The sequence below is a fragment of the Arthrobacter sp. genome (assembly GCF_030540645.1).
GTDB lineage: Bacteria > Actinomycetota > Actinomycetes > Actinomycetales > Micrococcaceae > Specibacter.
Map to the genome: position 1 here is coordinate 1 of NZ_JAUNVV010000002.1, position 5,348 is coordinate 5,348.

Sequence of the window (5,348 nt, forward strand, 5' to 3'; positions counted from 1 at the left end):
GGACGCCCCGGGTGTGTGGGGGCCAACGCCCGGGGGGGGGGGTTGGGGTGTGGGGCGGGCGCTTTGGGGACTACCGAACCCCCCAACCGCCCCCGCAGCCGCGGAGAACCCAAAACTAGGCCGCTTCGAGCGCCAGCAGCAGGGATTTCGCCTCCATGCCGCCCAAGTAGGCACCCTGGCTGCCGTCCGAGCGGACAACCCGGTGGCACGGCACCACAAGAGGCAGCGGATTGCGGGCACACGCAGTTCCCACAGCCCGCACAGCCCGGGGACTGGTGGTCAGCGCCGCCACGGCCGCATAGCTGGCAGTATGGCCGTACCCGATCTCCTGCAGGTGGGAAAGGACCTCGCGTCTGAAACCGTGCGCCAGCCGAAAATCCAAGGCAAGGTCAAAGTGGCGCCGCCGCCGGTCAAAGTACTCCTCGAGCTCCTTCGCCGCCGCGTCCAGACGGGCCGGAGCAGCAAGGACGCGTGGGCTGATGGTGGCCGCCAACGATTCCAGCACGGCCTCGTGCCCTTCGCTGGCAAACGCAACCCGCACCAGGCCCGTCTCCGTCCCGGCCAGCAACAGCCGCCCCACGGGAGAGTCGATCACCCGATACGCCACATCCACCAGCCCCTCGGATGAAGCTCGTCTCTTGAAAGCCGCACCGAGCCTGTTCAACTCCTCAGCATCTGCGGCTGCCACTGGTGCAAGTTCCGTGGGCAATTCTTGCTCATCCATCGTGTTCCATCCCTTCACTTGGCGCCAACAAGGTGCGCAACGCCTTCATGCCGTCTGCCGCGGCCCGTCGCGCCGCAGCCTCGGAATTACCCAGCAACGCAGCCACATCTACATATTTCAGCCCCGCGAGATGGTGATAAACCACGGCCCCTCGTTGCGTGGGTGGCAGTTTCGCCAACGCCGCCCATACCAGCCCGGCCGTCTCACCAGCTTCCACAGCACGTACGACGCCGTCCCTTCCGCCCTGCCCGTCGTCGCCCCCGCACGAACCAGGTACGGGACGGAGAAGGCCAGCGTCAACTCCGAATTCCGGCGAACCAGCCGTCAAGAGTGGCAGCCTTCCAGCCTTGCGGTGGTGGTCCACCGCTTTGTTGCGGGCGATGGTGACGAGCCAGGCTTCGAAGTTGCGGACGTTTCCGCTTGAGGGGTAGGCGCGCAGGGCGGCCACAAATGTTTCCTGCCACACGTCGTCGGCATCGAGTACGCCCACCAAGGCCCGGCACACCCGCAGCACAGCGGGCCCGTGCCGTGTCACCAGCACCTCAAAAGGCGGCAACGCAGTGTCGGGAACTGCATGCTTGCGGCCCGGCCGGGACGGCTCTGGACTCAAAACAGCGTCTCCGTGTGGGAACGGGCGGGGTTCTCCAGCTCGAGCAGGAACTGTTTGCGTTCAAGCCCGCCTGCATAACCCACCAGTGAGCCGTCGGAGCCCAGCACCCGGTGGCAAGGGACAACGATACTGATGGGGTTGCGGCCGTTTGCCGATCCAACGGCCTGCGCCATGGAACGGTCACCCAGAGCGGCCGCCAGTTCACCGTAGCTGCGCACTTCGCCGTACGGAATGGTGCGCAGGGCAGCCCAGACACGCAGCTGAAACGGGCTGCCGCACGGGGCCAGCGGAACGGAAAATTCCTGCCGGACACCGGCAAAGTACTCACCAAGTTCCGCCGCAGTCTGTGCCAGGACAGGCGAAACCGACACTTCCACCGCCTCGCCGAAGGTGTCCCCAGCCGGGCGGCGCTTGTGCTCGGCCATGTACACAGCTTGCAGGCCTGAGCCGTTCTCCACCGCCGTCAGCAAGCCCAACGGTGAGTTGAAAATCATGTGCCTGACCATTGAAACACCTCCTGATCAAGTAGACGCAGGCCATGCGAAAAACGTGAGTTTAGGGGCGGGCGGCGAAGCGTTCAAGCAGGTCCACGTAGCCGGAGACAATGAGCATGTCGCGCCCGGAGACGCGCGTGTTTGGCTGCGCATAGGTGAAGTCCTCACCGGGGGATTTCACCCCGACAATCGTCACACCATACTTGGAACGGACCTTGGATTCCTCCAGCGTGAACCCCTGCGTTTCCTTCGGTGGGTACATCTTCACAATGGCGAAATCGTCGTCGAACTCGATGAAGTCAAGCATGCGTCCGCCCACCAGGTGTGCGGCACGGACGCCTGCGTCCGCCTCGGGGTAGATGACGTGGTTGGCGCCAATGCGTGTCAGAATCTTGCCGTGCGACTGCGTGATGGCCTTGACCCACAGGTGTGCAATGCCCAAATCCACCAGGTTCACGGTGATCAGCACGCTGGATTCAATGGATGTTCCCACACCGACGACGGCGGAGCTGAAGTCCTGCGCCCCGAGCTGGCGCAGTGCGTCGATGTTCGTGGCGTCGGCCTCCACAACATGGGTCAGCACGCCGGCCCACTTTTGAACCAGTGCGGGGTCGCGCTCGATCGCCAGCACTTCCCGGCCCTGCTTGACCAACTGGTGGGCCGTGGCGGCACCAAAACGGCCCAGTCCAACGACCAAAACTGGGGCGTTGTGCGGCGGACGGTTGCTGGAGTTGATCTTCTCAGCCAATGATGGGCCTCTCTTCCGGGTAGTGGTACAGCTGGCGGCGTTGGCGCAGCGCCAGCGCCGAGGCAAGCGTGATGGAGCCAACCCGGCCAAAGAACATCATGGCGCTGAGGACATACTTGCCCGACGGCGGGAGCTCGCCGCTGAGCCCCGTGCTCAGGCCCACCGTGGCGAAGGCTGAAATAGTTTCGAAAATTACCCGATCCAGGGCTTCCCCTGAGATGGCCAGCAGCAGGCCACAGGCGATCATGACGAACGTGGCACCCATCATAATGACGGAAATGGCCACGCGCATGGTGCCTTGGGGAATGGTGCGGCCATGGATTTTCACATCATTGTCACCCCTGGCTTCGGCCACAATGGCTAGAAACATCACGGCAAGGGTGGTCACCTTGATGCCGCCGGCGGTTGAGGCGGAGCCGCCGCCCACAAACATGAGTGCGTCAGTGAGCAGCATGGTGGAGGAATGCATGGCATTCATATCCACGAGGTTAAAGCCCAAGGAACGGGTCATGACGGAGGCAAACAATGAGTGCGTGAGTTTGTCCCCGACACTCATGCCGCCGATGGTTGCCGGGTTGGTCCATTCCATGGCACCCCACAGCACCGTGCCGGCCACCAGGAGCATCAGCGATACCTGGACGGTGAGCTTGGCGTGCAGCGTCCACTTCTTGAAGCGGAAGCCCGTGGCCAAGAGCACCATCAGTACCGGAAACCCGAGACTGCCGATGAACCCTCCAATCATGAGCGGAGTCAGGATCCACAGATCCGCTTCATAAGGGACCACACCATCGGAGTGCGGCGTGAAACCGGCATTGTTAAACGCGGAGATGGAGTAGAAAGTTGCGTGCCAGATGGCCTGGGGGAGAGGTTCGCCCAGGATGAGGAATCGTGGAGCCAACGCCAAGGCAAGCACAATTTCAATCGCGACTGAAGTGCTGATGACGATGCGCAGCAAGGTACCTACCTCGCCCATGCGCCCGGCATTCATGGCCTCCTGGGCGATGAGTTTGCCGCGCACACCGAGCCGCTTGCTGACCATGAGAGCCATCAGCGAGGCCAGGGTCAAAATGCCCAACCCACCCACAAAGATGCCAAACAAAATGACCAGCTGGCCAAAAAATGACCAATGCAAGGCGGTGGAGACTGTGGTCAGCCCGGTCACACAAACTGCCGAAGCTGCCGTAAAAAGTGCGTCATGGAAGGCGGTGGCCTGGCCGTCCCGGGCTGCCGCCGGCAGGCACAAGGTCAAAGTAAAGGCCAGAATGACCAGCGCAAAGACAATCAGCGCCAACCGTGCCGGGGAGCTGTTTGCCACCCGGTCGACAAAGTCGCGGATGCTCACCACGACTCTTAACGGCCAGCGGGGCAGCCACCGAGGAACTATTGAACTAGCTGTCAACGCCGTACTGCCCTTCCTGCCACGAACCTTCGCAAAGCCGCGGATACGGCATTTGCGGCCAGACTTGGGTAGCCTGTGATGGATGTCATCATTTGCCAGCTCAGGGCCAGCGGCCGTCCCGACAAGCATAGTCTGCGATGCAGCCATGTCTGCATACAATTTTGGCCCGCATCATCCCATGTCGCCCAAGCGATTGGAGCTCACAGCTGCCTTGGCACGTGAGCTGGGAATCTTTGAACTTCCCCAGGTGCAGGTCGTTGAGTCGTATGTGGCTTCCGACGACGAATTGGCCACCGTGCACGACCGCGACTACATCGCAGCCGTGCGCCGGGTCGGGCAGGACCCATCCTTGAGTGACACCGCACGGGGCCTTGGCACTGAGGATGATCCGGTTTTCGCCGGAATCCATGAAGCCAGCGCCAGGCTCGGAGGGGGTTCGCTGCTGGCTGCCCAAGCAGTCCTTGATGGGACTGTGACGCGTGCCGTGAACTTTGGTGGCGGCATGCACCACGCCTTCTCCGGAAAGGCCAGTGGTTTCTGCATCTACAACGACACTGCTTTGGCCATCACCAAGCTGCTGGGCTCTGGCGTATCCAAAGTTGTCTACATCGATATAGACGCCCATCACGGTGATGGCACCGAGCGAATCTTTTGGGATGACCCCCGCGTGCTCACCATTTCATTGCATGAGTCGGGGATGTCACTCTTCCCGGGAACCGGGTTTGCCAACGACATTGGCGGACCACTGGCAGAAGGTTCCGCCGTCAATGTAGCCCTGCCTGCCGGGACGTCCGATGCTGGTTGGCTCAGAGCCTTTCATGCCGTGGTGCCCCCGCTGGTGCGGGCCTTCAATCCCGAGGTGATCCTCAGTCAGCATGGCTGCGACTCGCACCGTGACGACTCCCTGACGCACCTCAACACGAGTGTTGACGGCCAGCGTGAAGCGGCGCTGAGCATTGCGGCGCTGGCAGACGAAGTGTGTGAAGGGCGCTGGATCGCCACCGGTGGAGGCGGTTACAACATCTTCAGCGTTGTTCCACGGGTGTGGTCCCACCTGATGGCGATCGTGGCAGGCCGGCCCGTCCCGCTGCGTACGCCAGTGCCAGAGCCATGGCGGGAACACGTTGCGCAGAAATATGGCATGAAAGCCCCGGAGTTCATGGGCGAGGACGCCGACACGTGGTGGCGCTCATGGGAAGTGGGCTACAACCCCTCGGATGCGCTGGATAGGACCGTCATGGCCACAAGGAAGGCTGCCTTTCCCTTGTATGGCCTCGATCCATGGTTTGACTGACCCCACTTGCCGGCCCAATAAATCGCTGGCGCGATTTGTTGGGAACCTGGCAAGCGGGGCCCCACCCACTTGCCGGCCC

General features: G+C 62.4%; 6 protein-coding genes. 1 reads left to right on the top strand and 5 read right to left on the bottom strand.

What is annotated here, in order from left to right; all coding sequences use genetic code 11:
- Positions 1-115: 115 nt before the first annotated feature.
- The 5 genes from Q4P21_RS00670 to Q4P21_RS00690 all read right to left on the bottom strand — a co-directional run bounded on the left by Q4P21_RS00670 (position 116) and on the right by Q4P21_RS00690 (position 3,960).
- On the bottom strand, positions 116-724 hold the full coding sequence (locus Q4P21_RS00670; protein WP_303386945.1) for a methylated-DNA--[protein]-cysteine S-methyltransferase: 609 nt from the start codon (positions 722-724) through the stop codon (positions 116-118).
- Positions 717-1,259: an RNA polymerase sigma factor gene (locus tag Q4P21_RS00675; protein ID WP_303386946.1), complete on the bottom strand. Its 543-nt coding sequence runs from the start codon at positions 1,257-1,259 to the stop codon at positions 717-719. Before Q4P21_RS00675 ends, Q4P21_RS00670 begins: the two co-directional genes overlap by 8 nt.
- Positions 1,260-1,330: 71 nt before the next feature.
- Positions 1,331-1,828 carry a methylated-DNA--[protein]-cysteine S-methyltransferase gene (locus Q4P21_RS00680; protein WP_303386947.1) on the bottom strand — a complete coding sequence of 166 codons (498 nt, stop codon included), beginning with the start codon at positions 1,826-1,828 and terminating at the stop codon, positions 1,331-1,333.
- A 61-nt stretch (positions 1,829-1,889) separates the two neighbouring features.
- Positions 1,890-2,576 carry a TrkA family potassium uptake protein gene (locus Q4P21_RS00685; protein ID WP_303386948.1) on the bottom strand — a complete coding sequence of 229 codons (687 nt, stop codon included), beginning with the start codon at positions 2,574-2,576 and terminating at the stop codon, positions 1,890-1,892.
- Positions 2,569-3,960, bottom strand: coding sequence for a TrkH family potassium uptake protein (locus tag Q4P21_RS00690; protein ID WP_303387025.1), 1,392 nt, complete (start codon positions 3,958-3,960; stop codon positions 2,569-2,571). Before Q4P21_RS00690 ends, Q4P21_RS00685 begins: the two co-directional genes overlap by 8 nt.
- Before the next feature lie 160 nt (positions 3,961-4,120).
- Here Q4P21_RS00690 and Q4P21_RS00695 point away from each other — a divergent pair, with 160 nt between their 5' ends.
- Positions 4,121-5,269: an acetoin utilization protein AcuC gene (locus tag Q4P21_RS00695; RefSeq protein WP_303386949.1), complete on the top strand. Its 1,149-nt coding sequence runs from the start codon at positions 4,121-4,123 to the stop codon at positions 5,267-5,269.
- The last annotated feature ends 79 nt before the right edge of the window (positions 5,270-5,348 follow it).